Source organism: Streptomyces sp. NPDC085900 (assembly GCF_044540925.1).
Lineage (GTDB): Bacteria > Actinomycetota > Actinomycetes > Streptomycetales > Streptomycetaceae > Streptomyces > Streptomyces gilvifuscus.
Genome location: NZ_JBITSP010000003.1, coordinates 791,438 through 807,223, shown reverse-complemented (window position 1 = coordinate 807,223; position 15,786 = coordinate 791,438). Strand labels below are relative to the sequence as shown.

Genomic DNA, 15,786 nt, shown 5'->3' with positions numbered 1-15,786 from the left:
CCTGTCCGACGACCCGCTGGTCCTCACGGCCCCGGACGGCGGCAGGCGTCGCGGCCGCGCCCGATCCGCTGGCACAGGTGGGCTGCTCGTGCAGTTCCCCGTCCGTCCCGGCGCGCTTAAGGATCTCCCCGTGAGGGCATCCTTCCTCGATTCGTCTTTCAGGGTGCGCTGACGTAGACTGACTCGTCGGCTCTCGTGCACCCGCATGCCTGCATGCGCCCGCAAGGGACAGCAGGGGAGTCGATCAAGGTAGTCGATTCGAAGGGCGAAGCGTGGCCAAGAAGCAAGGTGCCATCGAGATCGAGGGCACTGTCGTCGAGTCTCTGCCGAACGCCATGTTCAAGGTCGAGCTCCAGAACGGCCACCAGGTCCTGGCACACATCAGCGGCAAGATGCGTATGCACTACATCCGCATCCTCCCTGACGACCGGGTCGTGGTGGAGCTGTCTCCGTACGACCTGACGCGTGGCCGGATCGTCTACCGCTACAAGTAGATCTTGCCCGCATTCCGCTTCGGCGGGGTGGTGGCACTGACCCGGAGAACCTCAATCCCATGAAGGTCAAGCCGAGCGTCAAGAAGATCTGCGACAAGTGCAGGGTGATCCGCCGTCACGGTCGGGTCATGGTCATCTGCGAGAACCCGCGCCACAAGCAGCGCCAGGGCTGACGCACGATCGACCGTTCCCTCTGCATCGACATCGCAGGGATTCGCGCGACGCGAGCTGAATATGTTCATACGCAGGACCCAAGTCGCTACGGCTTGACACCCCCGGTTCGGAGGCCGGGGACCCGGTTCGTACCTGATACGGCGGCCGGGAACCGGTTCTGCGGAAGACCTCCGAAGATCACCAGGAGCCATTGAAGTGGCACGCGTTTCCGGTGTTGACATCCCGCGCGAAAAGCGCGTGGAGGTCGCCCTCACCTACGTGTTCGGCATCGGCCGGACCCTTTCGCAGCAGACGCTGGCGGAGACGGGCATCGACCCGAACACCCGTGTTCGTGACCTGAGCGAAGAGCAGCTGGTCGCGATCCGCGAGTACGTGGACAACAACATCAAGACCGAGGGTGACCTCCGTCGCGAGATCCAGGCCGACATCCGCCGCAAGGTCGAGATCGGCTGCTACCAGGGTCTCCGTCACCGTCGCGGTCTGCCCGTCCGCGGTCAGCGCACCAGCACCAACGCCCGCACCCGCAAGGGCCCGCGTCGCGCCATCGCCGGCAAGAAGAAGCCGGGCAAGAAGTAGTCCTCAGCGGACAACGCTTCATCAGCGGTCTTCGCTGTAGGACCGACCACCTCCCCGTAGGAGTTTGTAGATGCCCCCCAAGGGTCGTCAGGGCGCTGCCAAGAAGGTGCGCCGCAAGGAAAAGAAGAACGTCGCTCACGGCCACGCGCACATCAAGAGCACGTTCAACAACACGATCGTCTCCATCACGGACCCGTCCGGCAACGTGATCTCCTGGGCCTCCGCCGGCCACGTCGGCTTCAAGGGCTCCCGGAAGTCCACGCCGTTCGCCGCGCAGATGGCCGCCGAGTCGGCTGCCCGCCGCGCCCAGGAGCACGGCATGCGCAAGGTCGACGTGTTCGTGAAGGGCCCGGGTTCCGGTCGTGAGACCGCCATCCGTTCCCTGCAGGCCACGGGCCTCGAGGTCGGCTCCATCCAGGACGTCACCCCGACCCCGCACAACGGCTGCCGTCCGCCGAAGCGTCGCCGCGTCTGACGCACGGGCTCACAGCGGCTCGGCTTTCGGCTGGGGGTGTGGGGGTCGCCCCCCACATGTCGCAGCACGGCTGCCGTCCGCCGAAGCGTCGCCGCGTCTGACGCACGGTCGCTTTCAGGATTCGGGCGGTACGGCTCCGTAAAAGGGCCGTATCGCCCGTACCCTTGCAGTACCCGCGCTTCTCACAGGGCGCGGTTTCCGTCGGGCGTCAAATAGCGGGCGTCCACGAAAGAAGGATCTGATCCACACATGCTGATCGCTCAGCGTCCCTCGTTGACCGAAGAGGTCGTCGACGAGTTCCGCTCCCGGTTCGTGATCGAGCCGCTGGAGCCGGGCTTCGGCTACACCCTCGGCAACTCCCTCCGCCGCACCCTCCTGTCGTCGATCCCCGGCGCTGCTGTCACCAGCATCCGCATCGACGGCGTCCTGCACGAGTTCACCACCGTGCCGGGCGTCAAGGAGGACGTCACCGACCTGATCCTCAACATCAAGCAGCTGGTCGTCTCCTCGGAGCACGACGAGCCGGTCGTGATGTACCTGCGCAAGCAGGGTCCGGGTCTGGTCACCGCCGCCGACATCGCGCCCCCGGCCGGTGTCGAGGTGCACAACCCCGACCTGGTCCTCGCCACGCTCAACGGCAAGGGCAAGCTGGAGATGGAGCTCACGGTCGAGCGTGGCCGCGGTTACGTCTCCGCCGTGCAGAACAAGCAGGTGGGCCAGGAGATCGGCCGTATCCCGGTCGACTCCATCTACAGCCCGGTGCTGAAGGTCACGTACAAGGTCGAGGCGACCCGTGTCGAGCAGCGCACCGACTTCGACAAGCTGATCGTCGACGTCGAGACCAAGCAGGCGATGCGTCCCCGTGACGCCATGGCCTCCGCCGGTAAGACCCTGGTCGAGCTGTTCGGTCTCGCCCGCGAGCTGAACATCGACGCCGAGGGCATCGACATGGGCCCGTCCCCCACGGACGCCGCCCTTGCCGCCGACCTGGCGCTGCCGATCGAGGAGCTGGAGCTCACGGTCCGCTCCTACAACTGCCTCAAGCGTGAGGGCATCCACTCCGTGGGTGAGCTCGTCGCGCGTTCCGAGGCCGACCTGCTCGACATTCGCAACTTCGGTGCGAAGTCGATCGACGAGGTCAAGGCGAAGCTGGCCGGCATGGGCCTGGCCCTCAAGGACAGCCCGCCCGGATTCGACCCCACGGCCGCTGCCGACGCCTTCGGCGCCGACGACGACGCGGACGCGGGTTTCGTGGAGACCGAGCAGTACTGAGCAGTACTGACCGGTCGTTGCCGGTGAGCATCCGCTCATCGGGTTCCTGACCCCGGTACCTGACACGGCCGGGGCAGACACACAGGAGAAGAACAATGCCGAAGCCCACCAAGGGTGCCCGTCTGGGCGGCAGCGCCGCGCACGAGAAGCTGCTCCTCGCGAACCTGGCGAAGAGCCTCTTCGAGCACGGCCGTATCACCACCACCGAGGCGAAGGCCCGCCGTCTGCGGCCGTACGCCGAGCGTCTGGTCACCAAGGCGAAGAAGGGCGACCTTCACAACCGCCGTCAGGTGCTCCAGGTGATCTCGGACAAGAGCGTCGTCCACACGCTCTTCACCGAGATCGGCCCGCGCTACGAGAACCGTCCGGGCGGCTACACCCGCATCACCAAGATCGGTAACCGCCGTGGCGACAACGCGCCCATGGCCGTCATCGAGCTGGTCGAGGCGCTGACGGTGGCGCAGCAGGCGACCGGCGAGGCCGAGGCCGCGACGAAGCGTGCGGTCAAGGAGTCCGAGGAGGCCAAGGTCGAGGAGACCAAGGCCGACGAGGCCGAGGTCGCCGAGACCGAGGCTGCCGAGGAGTCGAAGGACGCGTAAGCGTTCTGGCGGGGGCTGCGCGTTCGCGGCCGCGGGTTCGTGGCGGCTTGTCGCGCAGTGCCTCGTGCCCCTTGGGGGCGTTGCGGGCCCGTTCCTTTCGAGGAGCGGGCCCGCTTTCTCGTACCTGAGAGGATCTCTGTGTGAGTGACGAAGTAGAGCCCGGTTACGTGCGGGTGCGCCTCGACCTGTCGTACGACGGCACCGACTTCTCCGGTTGGGCCAAGCAGGCCGGCGGGCGGCGGACCGTGCAGGGGGAGATCGAGGACGCCCTGCGGACCGTCACGCGGTCGGGGGAGACGACGTACGAGCTGACCGTCGCGGGGCGGACGGATGCCGGGGTGCATGCCCGGGGACAGGTGGCGCACGTCGACCTGCCGGAGGCCGTCTGGCGTGAACACCACGAGAAGCTGCTCAAGCGGCTCGCCGGGCGGCTGTCCAGGGACGTACGGGTCTGGGCCCTCCGGGAGGCGCCCAGCGGCTTCAACGCCCGGTTCTCGGCCGTCTGGCGGCGCTACGCGTACCGGGTGACGGACAACCCCGGCGGGGTCGACCCGCTGCTGCGCAACCACGTCCTGTGGCACGACTGGCCGCTCGACGTCGACGCCATGAACGAGGCGGCGAAGCGGCTGCTCGGCGAGCACGACTTCGCCGCGTACTGCAAGAAGCGGGAGGGCGCGACCACCATCCGCACGCTGCAGGAGCTCAGCCTGGTGCGTGGGGACGACGGGATCGTGACCGCCACCGTCCGCGCCGACGCCTTCTGCCACAACATGGTGCGCTCGCTGATCGGGGCGCTGCTGTTCGTCGGCGACGGGCACCGGGGCCCGGAGTGGCCGGGCAAGGTGCTGGCCGCCGGGGTCAGGGACTCGGCCGTCCATGTCGTACGACCGCACGGGCTGACGCTGGAGGAGGTCGGCTACCCGGCCGACGAGCTGCTGGCCGCCAGGAACAAGGAGGCCCGCAACCGGCGGACTCTCCCGGGGGCGGCCTGCTGCTGACCGCGGCGCCCGGGAGTTTCGCGTCCTACTCGGTCGCCGCGGCCGACGCCTGGGCCTCGCCGCGCCTGCGGATCTGGCGGAACGTGAACGTCTGCAGGTCGTCGCCGGTCGAGAACACCTTGGTGTCCTTGTTCGTGACGTCCTTGCCGTTCAGGAAGCCGCCGGTGGTGAAGTAGGCGTACCGGCCGTAGGAGTTGACCGTCGTGCGGCAGGTCGCGGCGTTGCAGAAGGCCTTCACACCGCCGCCCGCGAGCGGCTTGACGAAGCCCTTCTTGTCCGCCGTGGCCTTGACCTTGGTCGCCTGGGCCTCCGTGTCGAACACGGCCACGCCGACCGTCACCGCGATGCCGTCCTTCTGGTACGTCACGCGCATCAGGCGGGTGCACTTGTTGGCCGTGAGGAGATTCACGTAGGTGCCCTGCACGGCCGAGGCGCAGTTGTTGGTGTCGGCCGTGGCGCCCTTCTGGTAGACCGTCGAGCCCATGGTCAGCCGGGCGCCCGGGAAGAGCAGGGTCGCGCTGAGCGGCGCCGTGTCCTTGGCCTTGCTGGAGATGAACTCCTTCGGGTCCAGCGGCGGCGGCGCGCTGGTGGGCGCGAAGGACGGGGCCGTGGCGGTGCTGCCCGGGATGGACGCGCTGGCCGGCAGGTTCGACGGGTTGCCGGACGCCTTGTTGTCGCCGTTCGCGGACACCACGGCCATCGCGACGGCGGTGCCTATCGCGATGGTGGCGAGCGCCCCGCCGCCGATGAACAGCAGCCGGCGCCGCCTGTTGCGCGTCTCGGACGCCTCCGCGAGCGCCGCCCAGTCCGGGGTCTGGCCGTCACCGCCGCCGTTCCACGGCTGCTGGGAGTTCGGTTTCCAGGGATCCCATTGAGACTGGGGACCCCCCTGCTGCCCAAAGCTCATGGGGCGCATCTTAGACGGGGTACGGAGGGGGCCGGTGTGGCTCCGGCGAGGCTCCTGGGGACCTTTGTGACAGGGCCGTACATCTCGGCCGCAGATCGCCGCAGCGGCCTCGTTTTGACCCGTCCGGGGGCGCACCGGTATCCTGCATCTTCGTTGTGTATTGGCTTGCTCGTTCTCACGCGAGAGGCCCATACCTAGGTTCCCTGGAGCAGTTACCAGTGGGCGGCATACGGGCAGCGTCCCCGGCATTGTCGTCCCCAGCTGCACGATCGCTTCAGTGATGCCATGTGTCAGCACCCATCCACTGAAGAAAAAGGCTGCGAAGTGCGTACATACAGCCCCAAGCCCGGCGATGTGACTCGCCAGTGGCACGTCATCGACGCTCAGGACGTCGTCCTGGGTCGTCTGGCCACGACCGCCGCGTCTCTTCTCCGCGGCAAGCACAAGCCGATCTACGCGCCCCACGTCGACACCGGTGACTTCGTCATCATCATCAACGCCGACAAGGTGCACCTCTCCGGCAACAAGCGGACCCAGAAGATGGCGTACCGCCACTCCGGCTACCCGGGTGGTCTGCGCTCCGTCCGTTACGACGAGCTGCTGGACAAGAACCCCGAGAAGGCCATCGAGAAGGCCATCAAGGGCATGCTCCCCAAGAACACGCTGGGCCGTCAGATGCTCTCGAAGCTGAAGGTCTACAAGGGTGACCAGCACCCGCACGGCGCGCAGCAGCCGCAGCCGTTCGAGATCACCCAGGTCGCGCAGTAAGTCCGGCCACCCCTAAGCCTGAAGAGAATCTGAGGAGAATCGTGGCCGAGACCACTGCCGAGCAGCCGCTCGAAGAGCTTGACATCGACAGCTACACCACGGAGTCGGACGTCCCCGTCGAGGGCGAGTACACCTCCGAGTCCATGGCTTCCCGCTTCGGCGACCCGCAGCCGGCCGCCGGCCTGGGCCGTCGCAAGAACGCCATCGCCCGCGTCCGGATCGTCCCGGGCTCCGGCAAGTGGAAGATCAACGGTCGCACCCTCGAGGACTACTTCCCGAACAAGGTGCACCAGCAGGAAGTCAACGAGCCCTTCAAGGTGCTCGAGCTCGAGGGTCGCTACGACGTCATCGCCCGCATCGCCGGTGGCGGTGTCTCCGGCCAGGCCGGTGCGCTCCGTCTCGGTGTCGCCCGCGCGCTGAACGAGGCCGACGTCGACAACAACCGCGGCCCGCTCAAGAAGGCCGGCTTCCTCCGCCGCGACGACCGTGCGGTCGAGCGCAAGAAGGCCGGTCTGAAGAAGGCCCGCAAGGCCCCGCAGTACAGCAAGCGCTAATCACCAGCTGCCTGCACGTACTCCGAACGCCCCGGCGGCACGCCACAGTGCCGACCGGGGCGTTCGTTTATCACCGTCGTGGGCGTATAACGGCACAAGATGCTCAGAAGCTTGTGTGATCTGATGCCGGTACGTCTGCAACAGCTGACGCTTTCTCAGGAGGACAAGTGGGACGACTCTTCGGCACGGACGGCGTGCGTGGCGTCGCCAACGCGGATCTGACCGCCGAGATGGCACTCGGTCTGTCGGTGGCGGCGGCGCACGTGCTGGCCGAGGCGGGTACGTTCGAGGGCCACCGGCCTACGGCGGTCGTCGGACGCGATCCGCGTGCGTCCGGGGAGTTCCTGGAGGCCGCGGTGGTCGCGGGTCTCGCGAGCGCCGGCGTCGACGTGCTGCGAGTCGGTGTGCTGCCCACGCCCGCCGTCGCCTACCTGACCGGCGCGCTCGGCGCCGACCTGGGCGTCATGCTCTCCGCCAGCCACAACGCCATGCCCGACAACGGCGTCAAGTTCTTCGCCCGCGGCGGCCACAAGCTCGCCGACGAGCTGGAGGACCGGATCGAGGCGGTGTACGACGCCCACCGGCACGGCGAGCCGTGGGAGCGGCCGACCGGCGCGGGCGTGGGACGGGTACGGGCGTACGACGAGGGGTTCGACCAGTACGTCGCCCATCTCATCGCCGTACTGCCCAACCGGCTGGACGGGCTGAGGATCGTCCTCGACGAGGCGCACGGCGCCGCGGCGCGGGTGTCGCCGGAGGCGTTCTCGCGGGCCGGAGCCGAGGTCGTCACGATCGGGGCCGAGCCGGACGGGCTGAACATCAATGACGGGTGCGGGTCCACCCACCTGGACAAGCTGAAGGCGGCCGTCGTCGAGCACGGGGCCGCGCTGGGCATCGCCCACGACGGCGACGCCGACCGGTGCCTGGCCGTGGACCACACGGGCGCCGAGGTCGACGGCGACCAGATCCTGGCCGTGCTCGCGCTCGACATGAGGGAGCGCTCGGCGCTGCGGTCCGACACCGTGGTCGCCACCGTCATGTCCAACCTGGGCTTCAAGCTCGCGCTGGAGCGGGAGGGGCTGAAGCTCGTCCAGACGGCGGTGGGGGACCGGTACGTCCTGGAGGAGATGAAGCAGCACGGGTACGCGCTCGGCGGCGAGCAGTCCGGGCATGTGATCATCCTCGACCACGCGACGACCGGGGACGGGACGCTGACCGGGCTGATGCTGGCCGCTCGGGTCGCCCGGACCGGGCGGTCGCTGCGGGAGCTCGCGTCCGTCATGGAGCGGCTGCCCCAGGTGCTGATCAACGTGCCGGACGTGGACAGGTCCAGGGTCGGTACGTCGGCCGAGCTGGCGTCCGCCGTCGCCGAGGCCGAGCGGGAACTCGGTTCCACCGGGCGGGTGTTGCTGCGGCCGTCGGGCACGGAGCCGCTGGTGCGGGTGATGGTGGAGGCCGCGGACATCGAGCAGGCCCGGTCTGTGGCGGGGCGGCTCGCCGACGCGGTCAAGTCGGCTCTGGGCTAAGTCGCCGGGTTCGGGGTGGGGGTGCTGTGCGGTGCGGGCTGCCGCGCCGTCGTGGTCGATCGCGCAGTTCCCCGCGCCCCAAAGGTCAGTGACCTTGCCGTCCCTTCGAAAGATGCCGTTGCCTGGACCAGAGCCACTTCTGGACGAGCAGCGTCAGGGTGCCTGCCAGGACGATGCCCATGAGGTTCAGGAGCAGTTGTTCCGAGGAACGCACCGCCTGGTGGGTGTCGCTGTAGACCAGGGCCACGGCCGCGTTGGCGGCGGCCGGGACCGTCGTCACGGAGATGGCGACGCCGACCAGGGCGCCCGACTTGGCCGAGGTCAGGGAGAGGGTGCCCGCCGCCCCCGCCAGGAGCGCGACCACGAACGAGAACCAGTCCGGGGCGTAGATGAAGCCCGTGTTGGGCCGCTTCGCCTCCAGCTGGACCTTGGTGAACAGGCCGACCGCGTCCATGAACAGGCTGAAGCCGACCGTCAGCAGCATCGCCACGGCGAAGCCCACCAGCAGCGCGATGAGTGACCGCAGCGCCAGGCGCGGGGCGCGCTGCACGATCGCCGTGCAGACACCGGCGAGGGGCCCGAACTCCGGGCCGACCGCCATCGCGCCCACGATGAGGATCGCGTTGTCCAGGACGACACCGCAGGCCGCGATCATCGTGGCGAGCGTGATGAAGGCGAGGTAGGTGGCGGAGAGCGTCGACTCCTCGTGGGTGGCGTCGGTGAGGTGCTCCCACAGGACGGCGTCCGCGCCCTCGCCCGGGGCCTCCGCCTCCGCCTTGTCGGCCCGCTTGGACAGCGACAGGTCGATGTTCTCGACGGCGATCGAACCGGTGCGATCCAGGCCCAACTCCTGCAGCCCCGTGAGGAGTTCGTCGCCGGCCTCGCGGGCCACGTCGCACATCACGACGTCCCCGGCGGGGTTGCGGGCGGCGCCGGGGAGGACGACGAGGTGCGTGGTGCCGACGGTCTTCTCGATCAGGCGGACCACGTCGTCCGTCTTGTCTGACGGTGTGATCAGGCGCAGGTGCAGCATGGGCGCAGACTAACGGTCAGAGCTTGCGCAGCCGCAGCCGCTGCACCTTGTGGTCCGGGCCCTTGCGCAGCACCAGGGTGGCGCGGCCGCGGGTGGGGGCGATGTTCTCCACCAGATTGGGCTTGTTGATGGTGCGCCACTGGGTGCGGGCGTAGTCGAGGGCCTCTTCCTCGGAGACCTGGGTGTACTTGCGGAAGTACGAGTTGGGGTCCTGGAAGGCGGTCTGGCGCAGCTTCTTGAAGCGGTTGAGGTACCAGCTCTCGACGTCCTCGGCGCCCGCGTCGACGTACACGCTGAAGTCGAAGTAGTCGGCGAGGCCGACGCGGGTGCGGCCGTCCTTGCCGGGGAGGGCGGGCTGGAGGACGTTCAGGCCCTCGACGATGAGGATGTCGGGCCGACGGACGACGAGCTTCTCGCCCGGGACGATGTCGTAGATGAGGTGGGAGTAGACGGGGGCGGTGACCTCGTCCTTGCCCGCCTTGACGTCGGCGACGAACCGGGTCAGGGCGCGGCGGTCGTACGACTCGGGAAATCCCTTCCGCGACATCAGCCCGCGGGCCCGGAGTTCCTTGGTGGGCAGCAGGAAGCCGTCGGTGGTGACCCGCTCGACGCGCGGGTGCTCGGGCCAGCGGGACAGCAGCGCCTGCAGCAGTCGGGCGACGGTCGACTTGCCGCAGGCCACCGAACCGGCGATCCCTATGACGAAGGGGGTGCCGGACTGTGAGCCCTGTTCGCCGAGGAAGGTGTTCAGCGCGCCTCTGAGGCCGTCGGTGGCGCCCACGTACAGGTTGAGGAGGCGGGACAGCGGGAGGTAGATGTCCCGCACCTCGTCGAGGTCGATGACGTCGCCGAGGCCGCGCACCTTCTCGACCTCCTCGGCGGTCAGCGGCAGCGGCGTCTTGTCCCGCAGCGCGCTCCACTCGGAACGGGTGAGGTCGACGTAGGGAGTCGCCTCCGGCCCTCGCCGGTGGGCGCTCCGGGGCATCGAGTTGACCGGAGAGATCACAGTCCATTGTTAACGGAGTTTGAACCGGATGGTGGGTGGGGTGCGTCACGCTCTTTCCGCGCGGGTTCGTATGGCCGTGGGAATTTCCGAATCCGGGCACGCTGAGCCTCTTTCGGGCGCCGGTTCGCCCGTAGGCTGCCGCTCATGTGCGGAATCGTGGGATACGTGGGGTCGCAGTCGGCGCTGGATGTCGTGATGGCCGGACTGAGGCGGCTGGAGTACCGGGGGTACGACTCGGCGGGTGTCGCCGTGCTGGCGGACGGGGGGCTGGCGGCCGCGAAGAAGGCCGGGAAGCTGGTGAACCTGGAGAAGGAGCTGGTGGACCGGCCGCTGCCGGCGGGTTTCACGGGGATCGGGCACACCCGCTGGGCCACGCACGGCGGACCGACCGACGCCAACGCCCACCCCCATCTCGACAACGCGGGCCGGGTCTGCGTCGTCCACAACGGGATCATCGAGAACTTCGCGGTGCTGCGGGCCGAGCTGGAGGAGCGGGGGCACGAGCTGGCCTCCGAGACCGACACCGAGGTGGTCGCGCACCTGATCGCGGAGGAGTTCTCCTCCTGCGCGGACCTCGCGGAGGCGATGCGGCTGGTGTGCCGGCGGCTGGAGGGGGCGTTCACGCTGGTCGCGGTGCACGCCGACGACCCGGACGTGGTGGTGGGGGCCCGGCGGAACTCACCGCTCGTGGTCGGCGTCGGCGAAGGCGAGGCGTTCCTGGCTTCCGACGTCGCCGCGTTCATCGCGCACACGCGCTCCGCGATCGAGCTGGGCCAGGACCAGGTCGTGGAGCTGCGCCGCGACGGGGTGACGGTGACCGGCTTCGACGGGCGTCCGGCCGAGACGCGCTCCTACCACGTCGACTGGGACGCGTCGGCCGCCGAGAAGGGCGGCTACGACTACTTCATGCTCAAGGAGATCGCCGAGCAGCCCAAGGCGGTCGCCGACACGCTGCTGGGGCGCATCGACGCCGCGGGCTCGCTGACGCTGGACGAGGTGCGGATCTCCGACACCGAGCTGCGGGAGGTCGACAAGGTCGTCATCGTCGCGTGCGGTACGGCCTTCCACGCCGGGCTGATCGCCAAGTACGCCATCGAGCACTGGACGCGGATCCCCTGCGAGGTGGAGCTGGCGAGCGAGTTCCGGTACCGGGACCCCATCCTCGGCGCGCGCTCGCTGGTGATCGCGATCTCGCAGTCCGGGGAGACCATGGACACGCTGATGGCGCTGCGGCACGCGCGGCAGCAGGGGTCCAAGGTGCTGGCGATCTGCAACACGAACGGGTCGACGATTCCCCGCGAGTCGGACGCGGTGCTGTACACGCACGCCGGTCCGGAGGTCGCGGTCGCCTCGACGAAGGCGTTCCTGACGCAGCTGGTGGCCTGCTATCTGGTGGCGCTGTACCTGGGGCAGGTGCGCGGCACCAAGTGGGGCGACGAGATCACCGCCGTCATCCGGGACCTGTCCCACATCTCCGGCGAGGTCGAGCGGGTGCTGGAGACCATGGAGCCGGTACGGGCGCTGGCGCGCACCCTGGCCCACAAGAACACGGTGCTGTTCCTGGGGCGGCACGTGGGCTACCCGGTGGCGCTGGAGGGCGCGCTGAAGCTGAAGGAGCTCGCCTACATGCATGCCGAGGGGTTCGCGGCGGGGGAGCTGAAGCACGGCCCGATCGCTCTCATCGAGGAGGACCTGCCGGTGGTGGTGGTCGTGCCCTCCCCCCGCGGGCGTTCCGTCCTCCACGACAAGATCGTCTCCAACATCCAGGAGATCCGGGCCCGGGGCGCGCGGACGATCGTCATCGCGGAGGAGGGCGACGAGGCGGTGGTGCCGTACGCCGACCACCTCATCCGCATCCCGGTGACGCCGACGCTGCTGCAGCCGCTGGTGGCGACGGTGCCGTTGCAGGTGTTCGCCTGCGAGCTGGCGACGGCCCGCGGCAACGAGGTGGACCAGCCGCGGAACCTGGCGAAGTCGGTGACGGTGGAGTAGGCGGCGCTCAGGGGCGCCTTTCGGGGGCGCCCGTCGCGCTCAGGTACGTCCGGTACGTGATGCGCATGAGCAGGATGCCCGGAACGACCGCGGGCAGAAGGCGGTTCCACCGCGGGTCGGCGGACTCGGCCAGGTGGACCGCGGTGAGCAGGACGCCCGCCCCGAACACCACGTCCACGCCCAGGATGAGCAGGAGCCCGAGCGACCACCTCCAGGCCCTCTTCCCAGTCGCCCCGGAGGTCCCGGAGGCATCGGTCCCGGCGGCCGGCGCAGCGGGCTTCCGCTCCCGCGGCCGGGGGATTTCCTCCTCCTTGCGGGCCGGCAGCGGGACCACCGCCTCCGCGGGCACGGCCGCGTCCACGACCGCGATCCGCTCGGGCGTGACATCGCCGTACAGGGTCGGCTCCACGGCCACCCGGAAGCCGTCGAGGCCGGTCAGGTACCGGGCCCCGTCGGGGCGGGTGGTCATCGCGGCGCACGCGTCGTACCGGACGGTGACCAGGCCGCCGGGCAGCGACAGCGTCACGCCGGTGTCCCCGAGGACCAGCGTGACGTCGTCGTCCTCCAGCGAGGGGTGCAGGGTGCCGGACACCCCGGTCGGCGAGTACCGCGGGGCCGGGGTCAGGCCCGCCCACTCGGCGCCGCGGGTGGGCACCTGGAGCAGCCCGCCGTCCCAGGCCTCGCGGGCCACCTCGCGCAGGCCCTCCACCGTCACCGCCTCCAGCTCGGCCCGGTGCCGTTCGGGGGTCAGCAGCCGGTGGCCGAGCAGCAGGCTGTGCGCGTACGACGGCAGCAGGGCCGCGCCCAGGTCGGGCACGTCGTAGCGCTTGAGCGACTTGCCGCGCGCGGAGTCCAGTTCGGCCTGCTCGACGCGGCCCGCGCGCAGCCGGGCGAACACGTCGACGAAGCCGCCGAGTGCCGCGTCCTGCTTCTGCGGCAGGGCGTCGGCGTACGCGGTGAGGGTGGCGAAGTCGGCGTCGCGCGGGGTGTAGTCGGCCTCCGCGGAGTAGGAGTAGCCGCCCTTCTGGCGCAGGTCCTGGAAGAGGGCGCGGCCCAGGACCTCGGCGAACACGGCGGCGGCGGTGGAGCGGCGCAGCACGGAGGTGAAGACGACGTGGCCGTCGTCGCCGCAGATGTAGGCGGGCGTGACGGGCAGCGCGCTGGTGGCGGCCGGGGCGGGAAAGCGGCGGCCGGCCGGCAGGGTGAGGTCCAGGCCCTCGGGCACGTGGTCGCCGGTGCACCACAGCACCGCGTTGTCCCGGGTGAAGCGGGTCTCGGCCCAGTGCCGTACCTGGTCGGCCGTCAGGCTGCGGGTGCCGAGTTCGTCGTAGCTCGCGAGGCCGTGGCCCTGGGCGCCGTAGCGCCACAGCGGCATCTGCGACAGGGGGCCGTTCCCGCGGCTGCCCGCCTCGGTCCGCAGGATCTCCTTCTCGGTCTCCAGCCGCTCCAGCGGGAGGTCGCGCAGTGCCGCGCAGACGCCGTTGAGGTAGGTGACGACCTCCTCCTCGTCGCCGGTGACGTGGAAGAGGGTGTACGCGTCCGCCGTGGCCCCGTTGTAGTGCAGGTCGGACAGGCCCAGGCGGTGCAGCGCGAGGTGTTCGACGAGGTGGGTGACGCCGGTGGTGGGCAGGGTCTCGTCGGCCCGGCCCACCCGGAAGAGGAGACCGGCGGTGAGGGGGCCGGGGCGGGGCGCGAACAGGGCGGGGATGCCGTGCACGGTGGTGTGGCCGACGAGGCCGTCGAGCGCGGCGAGGTCCGGCTGCGCGGTGTCGGGGGGCGTGGTCGTGTTCTGCGTGGTCATGTGGTGTCGTCCCCGTCCTCAGAGCGCCGCCGACGCGGCCGTGCGGTACGTCGTGAAACGGTTCTTCCAGTCGGGCAGGTACTGCCAGAACGACTCGGAGACCGTGTCGCCCAGGGCCGCGAAGTGCGCGGCCGCGTCCCGGAGATGACCGCCGAGCGAGAAGACGAGGGCGAACGTGCTGTGGGCGCCCCACGAGTGCCAACCCGGGCGGTGGTCGGGATGCAGCACGGACGTCCGGGCGGCGTCGCGCAGTTCGTTGCGGACCGCCACGTCGCGCAGGTGCTCGGTGGCCGCGGGGCCGCCGAGGTCGAGCCAGCGCTCGATGTGGGCCTCGGCGATCAGGGCTCCGGCGGGGGAGCCGGGAGGCGCGGCCGCCGCCGTCTCCCTCGCAAAGCCGTGCGCGGCCTCCCAGGAGCCGCCCCACTTGGGGCACAGCTGCTGCAACAGCTGCGACTGCGCCCGGAGGAGGTGCGGATGGTGCTCCGAGAGCCGGTCGTATCGCCGCCGCGCCTCGGACTGCCCCAGCTCCAGGCCGCGGGCGGTCAGCAGCCGTGCGGTCCAGGCGGGGCCGTACTCCGGGTGCTCCGCGCACACCTCGATCAGCAGCAGCTCGGCCTTGCGCAGCCAGTCGTGGAACTCGGCGAACTGGTCCCGCGAGACCCGCTCGGCCCTGGCGCCGCCGCGGACGCGCCAGCCGATGCGGATGTACCGCTCCGCGAGGAGGGTGCGGGGAAGGGGGTCGGCGGGCAGCGCCTTCACGGCCCGCTCCAGAAAGGCCTCCGTCCTCTCCACTCCCGCGAGGAGGCCCGCGGCGAACGAGACGTCGGCGGCGCGATCCCCGATCTCCGCGAAGAAGGCCTGCGTGCCCGCCCAGTCGTCGTCCCACGCGGCGGCACGCAGCGGCGCCAGCCCGGGCAACGCGTCGAACGGATCACTCACCGGGACGGACGAGGCACCGGGGCCGCCGCCCTCTGCGGCCCCCTTGCTCACGGTCCCCTTGCCTACGGCGCTTTCGCCCATACGGGCGCCCCCTTGACCGGTCGATGGGAAGAGCGCGCGAACTGGCCCCCCAGGCGCGCGAGAGTTCGCAGGCTAGCAGGGGGGTGTGACGGAAGGGGACCGAGATTTCGCGCGTCCGCTTCACGTGTCCGCTACGGCTTTCCGGGCGGCCCGAGTTGCCGCCCGGCGCCCTTAGGGTGCTCGCCATGAGCATCATCGGGGTCGGTATCGACGTGGCCGAGATCGAGCGGTTCGAGGCGTCGCTGAAGCGCACGCCCGGGATGGCCGAACGGCTTTTCGTGCGGGACGAGTTGCTGTTGCCGAACGGAGAACGCCGCGGGGTCGCCTCGCTCGCCGCCCGGTTCGCCGCCAAGGAGGCCCTCGCCAAGGCACTCGGCGCACCGGCCGGGCTGCTGTGGACCGATGCCGAGGTGTACGTCGAGGACAGCGGGCGGCCCCGGCTCCGGGTGAAGGGGAGCGTGGCGGCGAAGGCGGCGGAGCTGGGGGTGCGGTCCTGGCACGTGTCGTTGAGCCATGACGCGGGGGTGGCGTCGGCAGTGGTGATCGCGGAAGGCTGAGCCGACAGGGCCTGGGGCCCTTCTGCATGCGGCG

The 15,786-nt window shown here is 70.0% G+C and carries 17 protein-coding genes; 12 read left to right on the top strand and 5 right to left on the bottom strand.

Annotated elements, in window-relative coordinates; genetic code table 11:
* Nucleotides 1-272: 272 nt before the first annotated feature.
* The 7 genes from infA to truA all read left to right on the top strand — a co-directional run bounded on the left by infA (nt 273) and on the right by truA (nt 4,588).
* Nucleotides 273-494, top strand: a complete 222-nt coding sequence (gene infA, locus ACIGDI_RS13115; protein ID WP_003948620.1) for a translation initiation factor IF-1 — start codon at nt 273-275, stop codon at nt 492-494.
* A gap of 59 nt (nt 495-553) precedes the next feature.
* Nucleotides 554-667, top strand: a complete 114-nt coding sequence (rpmJ, locus tag ACIGDI_RS13110) for a 50S ribosomal protein L36 (RefSeq protein WP_003998809.1) — start codon at nt 554-556, stop codon at nt 665-667.
* A 196-nt stretch (nt 668-863) separates the two neighbouring features.
* On the top strand, nt 864-1,244 hold the full coding sequence (gene rpsM / locus ACIGDI_RS13105; protein WP_020135802.1) for a 30S ribosomal protein S13: 381 nt from the start codon (nt 864-866) through the stop codon (nt 1,242-1,244).
* Nucleotides 1,245-1,314: 70 nt separating this feature from the next.
* Entirely contained in the window at nt 1,315-1,719 is a 405-nt protein-coding gene (gene rpsK, locus ACIGDI_RS13100; protein ID WP_003956432.1) for a 30S ribosomal protein S11, read from the top strand.
* A gap of 249 nt (nt 1,720-1,968) precedes the next feature.
* Complete coding sequence (locus tag ACIGDI_RS13095) at nt 1,969-2,991, top strand: DNA-directed RNA polymerase subunit alpha (protein ID WP_003966937.1); 1,023 nt, start codon at nt 1,969-1,971, stop codon at nt 2,989-2,991.
* 95 nt (nt 2,992-3,086) lie between these two features.
* Nucleotides 3,087-3,590, top strand: a complete 504-nt coding sequence (gene rplQ / locus ACIGDI_RS13090; RefSeq protein ID WP_399894771.1) for a 50S ribosomal protein L17 — start codon at nt 3,087-3,089, stop codon at nt 3,588-3,590.
* Nucleotides 3,591-3,730: 140 nt separating this feature from the next.
* On the top strand, nt 3,731-4,588 hold the full coding sequence (gene truA / locus ACIGDI_RS13085) for a tRNA pseudouridine(38-40) synthase TruA (RefSeq protein WP_399894768.1): 858 nt from the start codon (nt 3,731-3,733) through the stop codon (nt 4,586-4,588).
* A 25-nt stretch (nt 4,589-4,613) separates the two neighbouring features.
* Here truA and ACIGDI_RS13080 read toward each other — a convergent pair whose 3' ends face one another.
* On the bottom strand, nt 4,614-5,495 hold the full coding sequence (locus tag ACIGDI_RS13080) for a hypothetical protein (protein ID WP_200700881.1): 882 nt from the start codon (nt 5,493-5,495) through the stop codon (nt 4,614-4,616).
* 324 nt (nt 5,496-5,819) lie between these two features.
* Between ACIGDI_RS13080 and rplM the strand changes: the two genes are divergently transcribed.
* The 3 genes from rplM (at nt 5,820) to glmM (ending at nt 8,343) form a co-directional block, all read left to right on the top strand.
* Entirely contained in the window at nt 5,820-6,263 is a 444-nt protein-coding gene (gene rplM / locus ACIGDI_RS13075; protein WP_123762523.1) for a 50S ribosomal protein L13, read from the top strand.
* Between the two features lie 41 nt (nt 6,264-6,304).
* Entirely contained in the window at nt 6,305-6,817 is a 513-nt protein-coding gene (rpsI, locus tag ACIGDI_RS13070; protein WP_058923751.1) for a 30S ribosomal protein S9, read from the top strand.
* Nucleotides 6,818-6,984: 167 nt separating this feature from the next.
* Nucleotides 6,985-8,343 (top strand): phosphoglucosamine mutase, encoded by a 1,359-nt coding sequence (gene glmM / locus ACIGDI_RS13065; protein WP_399894761.1) that lies wholly within the window; start codon nt 6,985-6,987, stop codon nt 8,341-8,343.
* Nucleotides 8,344-8,428: 85 nt separating this feature from the next.
* On the opposite strand, the gene ACIGDI_RS13060 is transcribed toward glmM, so the two are convergent.
* A complete protein-coding gene (locus tag ACIGDI_RS13060) occupies nt 8,429-9,376 on the bottom strand; it encodes a DUF389 domain-containing protein (RefSeq protein WP_399894758.1) in 948 nt (315 codons plus the stop codon).
* 16 nt (nt 9,377-9,392) lie between these two features.
* Nucleotides 9,393-10,361 (bottom strand): type I pantothenate kinase, encoded by a 969-nt coding sequence (gene coaA, locus ACIGDI_RS13055; protein ID WP_200700884.1) that lies wholly within the window; start codon nt 10,359-10,361, stop codon nt 9,393-9,395.
* Between the two features lie 165 nt (nt 10,362-10,526).
* Here coaA and glmS point away from each other — a divergent pair, with 165 nt between their 5' ends.
* A complete protein-coding gene (glmS, locus tag ACIGDI_RS13050; RefSeq protein ID WP_399894755.1) occupies nt 10,527-12,374 on the top strand; it encodes a glutamine--fructose-6-phosphate transaminase (isomerizing) in 1,848 nt (615 codons plus the stop codon).
* A 7-nt stretch (nt 12,375-12,381) separates the two neighbouring features.
* On the opposite strand, the gene ACIGDI_RS13045 is transcribed toward glmS, so the two are convergent.
* Both ACIGDI_RS13045 and ACIGDI_RS13040 read right to left on the bottom strand, forming a co-directional pair.
* Complete coding sequence (locus ACIGDI_RS13045) at nt 12,382-14,175, bottom strand: M16 family metallopeptidase (RefSeq protein WP_399894752.1); 1,794 nt, start codon at nt 14,173-14,175, stop codon at nt 12,382-12,384.
* Between the two features lie 18 nt (nt 14,176-14,193).
* Nucleotides 14,194-15,195 carry a hypothetical protein gene (locus ACIGDI_RS13040; protein ID WP_399894749.1) on the bottom strand — a complete coding sequence of 334 codons (1,002 nt, stop codon included), beginning with the start codon at nt 15,193-15,195 and terminating at the stop codon, nt 14,194-14,196.
* Nucleotides 15,196-15,380: 185 nt separating this feature from the next.
* Between ACIGDI_RS13040 and ACIGDI_RS13035 the strand changes: the two genes are divergently transcribed.
* Complete coding sequence (locus tag ACIGDI_RS13035) at nt 15,381-15,752, top strand: holo-ACP synthase (protein ID WP_351562733.1); 372 nt, start codon at nt 15,381-15,383, stop codon at nt 15,750-15,752.
* Nucleotides 15,753-15,786: the final 34 nt, after the last annotated feature.

Bases quoted from the DNA above. Each gene is read 5' to 3' on its own strand.
- coaA (WP_200700884.1), bottom strand. From the start codon at position 10,361: ATGCCCCGGAGCGCCCACCGGCGAGGGCCGGAGGCGACTCCCTACGTC.
- glmS (WP_399894755.1), top strand. From the start codon at position 10,527: ATGTGCGGAATCGTGGGATACGTGGGGTCGCAGTCGGCGCTGGATGTC.
- ACIGDI_RS13080 (WP_200700881.1), bottom strand. From the start codon at position 5,495: ATGAGCTTTGGGCAGCAGGGGGGTCCCCAGTCTCAATGGGATCCCTGG.
- ACIGDI_RS13045 (WP_399894752.1), bottom strand. From the start codon at position 14,175: ATGACCACGCAGAACACGACCACGCCCCCCGACACCGCGCAGCCGGAC.
- ACIGDI_RS13040 (WP_399894749.1), bottom strand. From the start codon at position 15,195: ATGGGCGAAAGCGCCGTAGGCAAGGGGACCGTGAGCAAGGGGGCCGCA.
- ACIGDI_RS13060 (WP_399894758.1), bottom strand. From the start codon at position 9,376: ATGCTGCACCTGCGCCTGATCACACCGTCAGACAAGACGGACGACGTG.
- ACIGDI_RS13035 (WP_351562733.1), top strand. From the start codon at position 15,381: ATGAGCATCATCGGGGTCGGTATCGACGTGGCCGAGATCGAGCGGTTC.
- rpmJ (WP_003998809.1), top strand. From the start codon at position 554: ATGAAGGTCAAGCCGAGCGTCAAGAAGATCTGCGACAAGTGCAGGGTG.
- rpsK (WP_003956432.1), top strand. From the start codon at position 1,315: ATGCCCCCCAAGGGTCGTCAGGGCGCTGCCAAGAAGGTGCGCCGCAAG.
- ACIGDI_RS13095 (WP_003966937.1), top strand. From the start codon at position 1,969: ATGCTGATCGCTCAGCGTCCCTCGTTGACCGAAGAGGTCGTCGACGAG.
- rplQ (WP_399894771.1), top strand. From the start codon at position 3,087: ATGCCGAAGCCCACCAAGGGTGCCCGTCTGGGCGGCAGCGCCGCGCAC.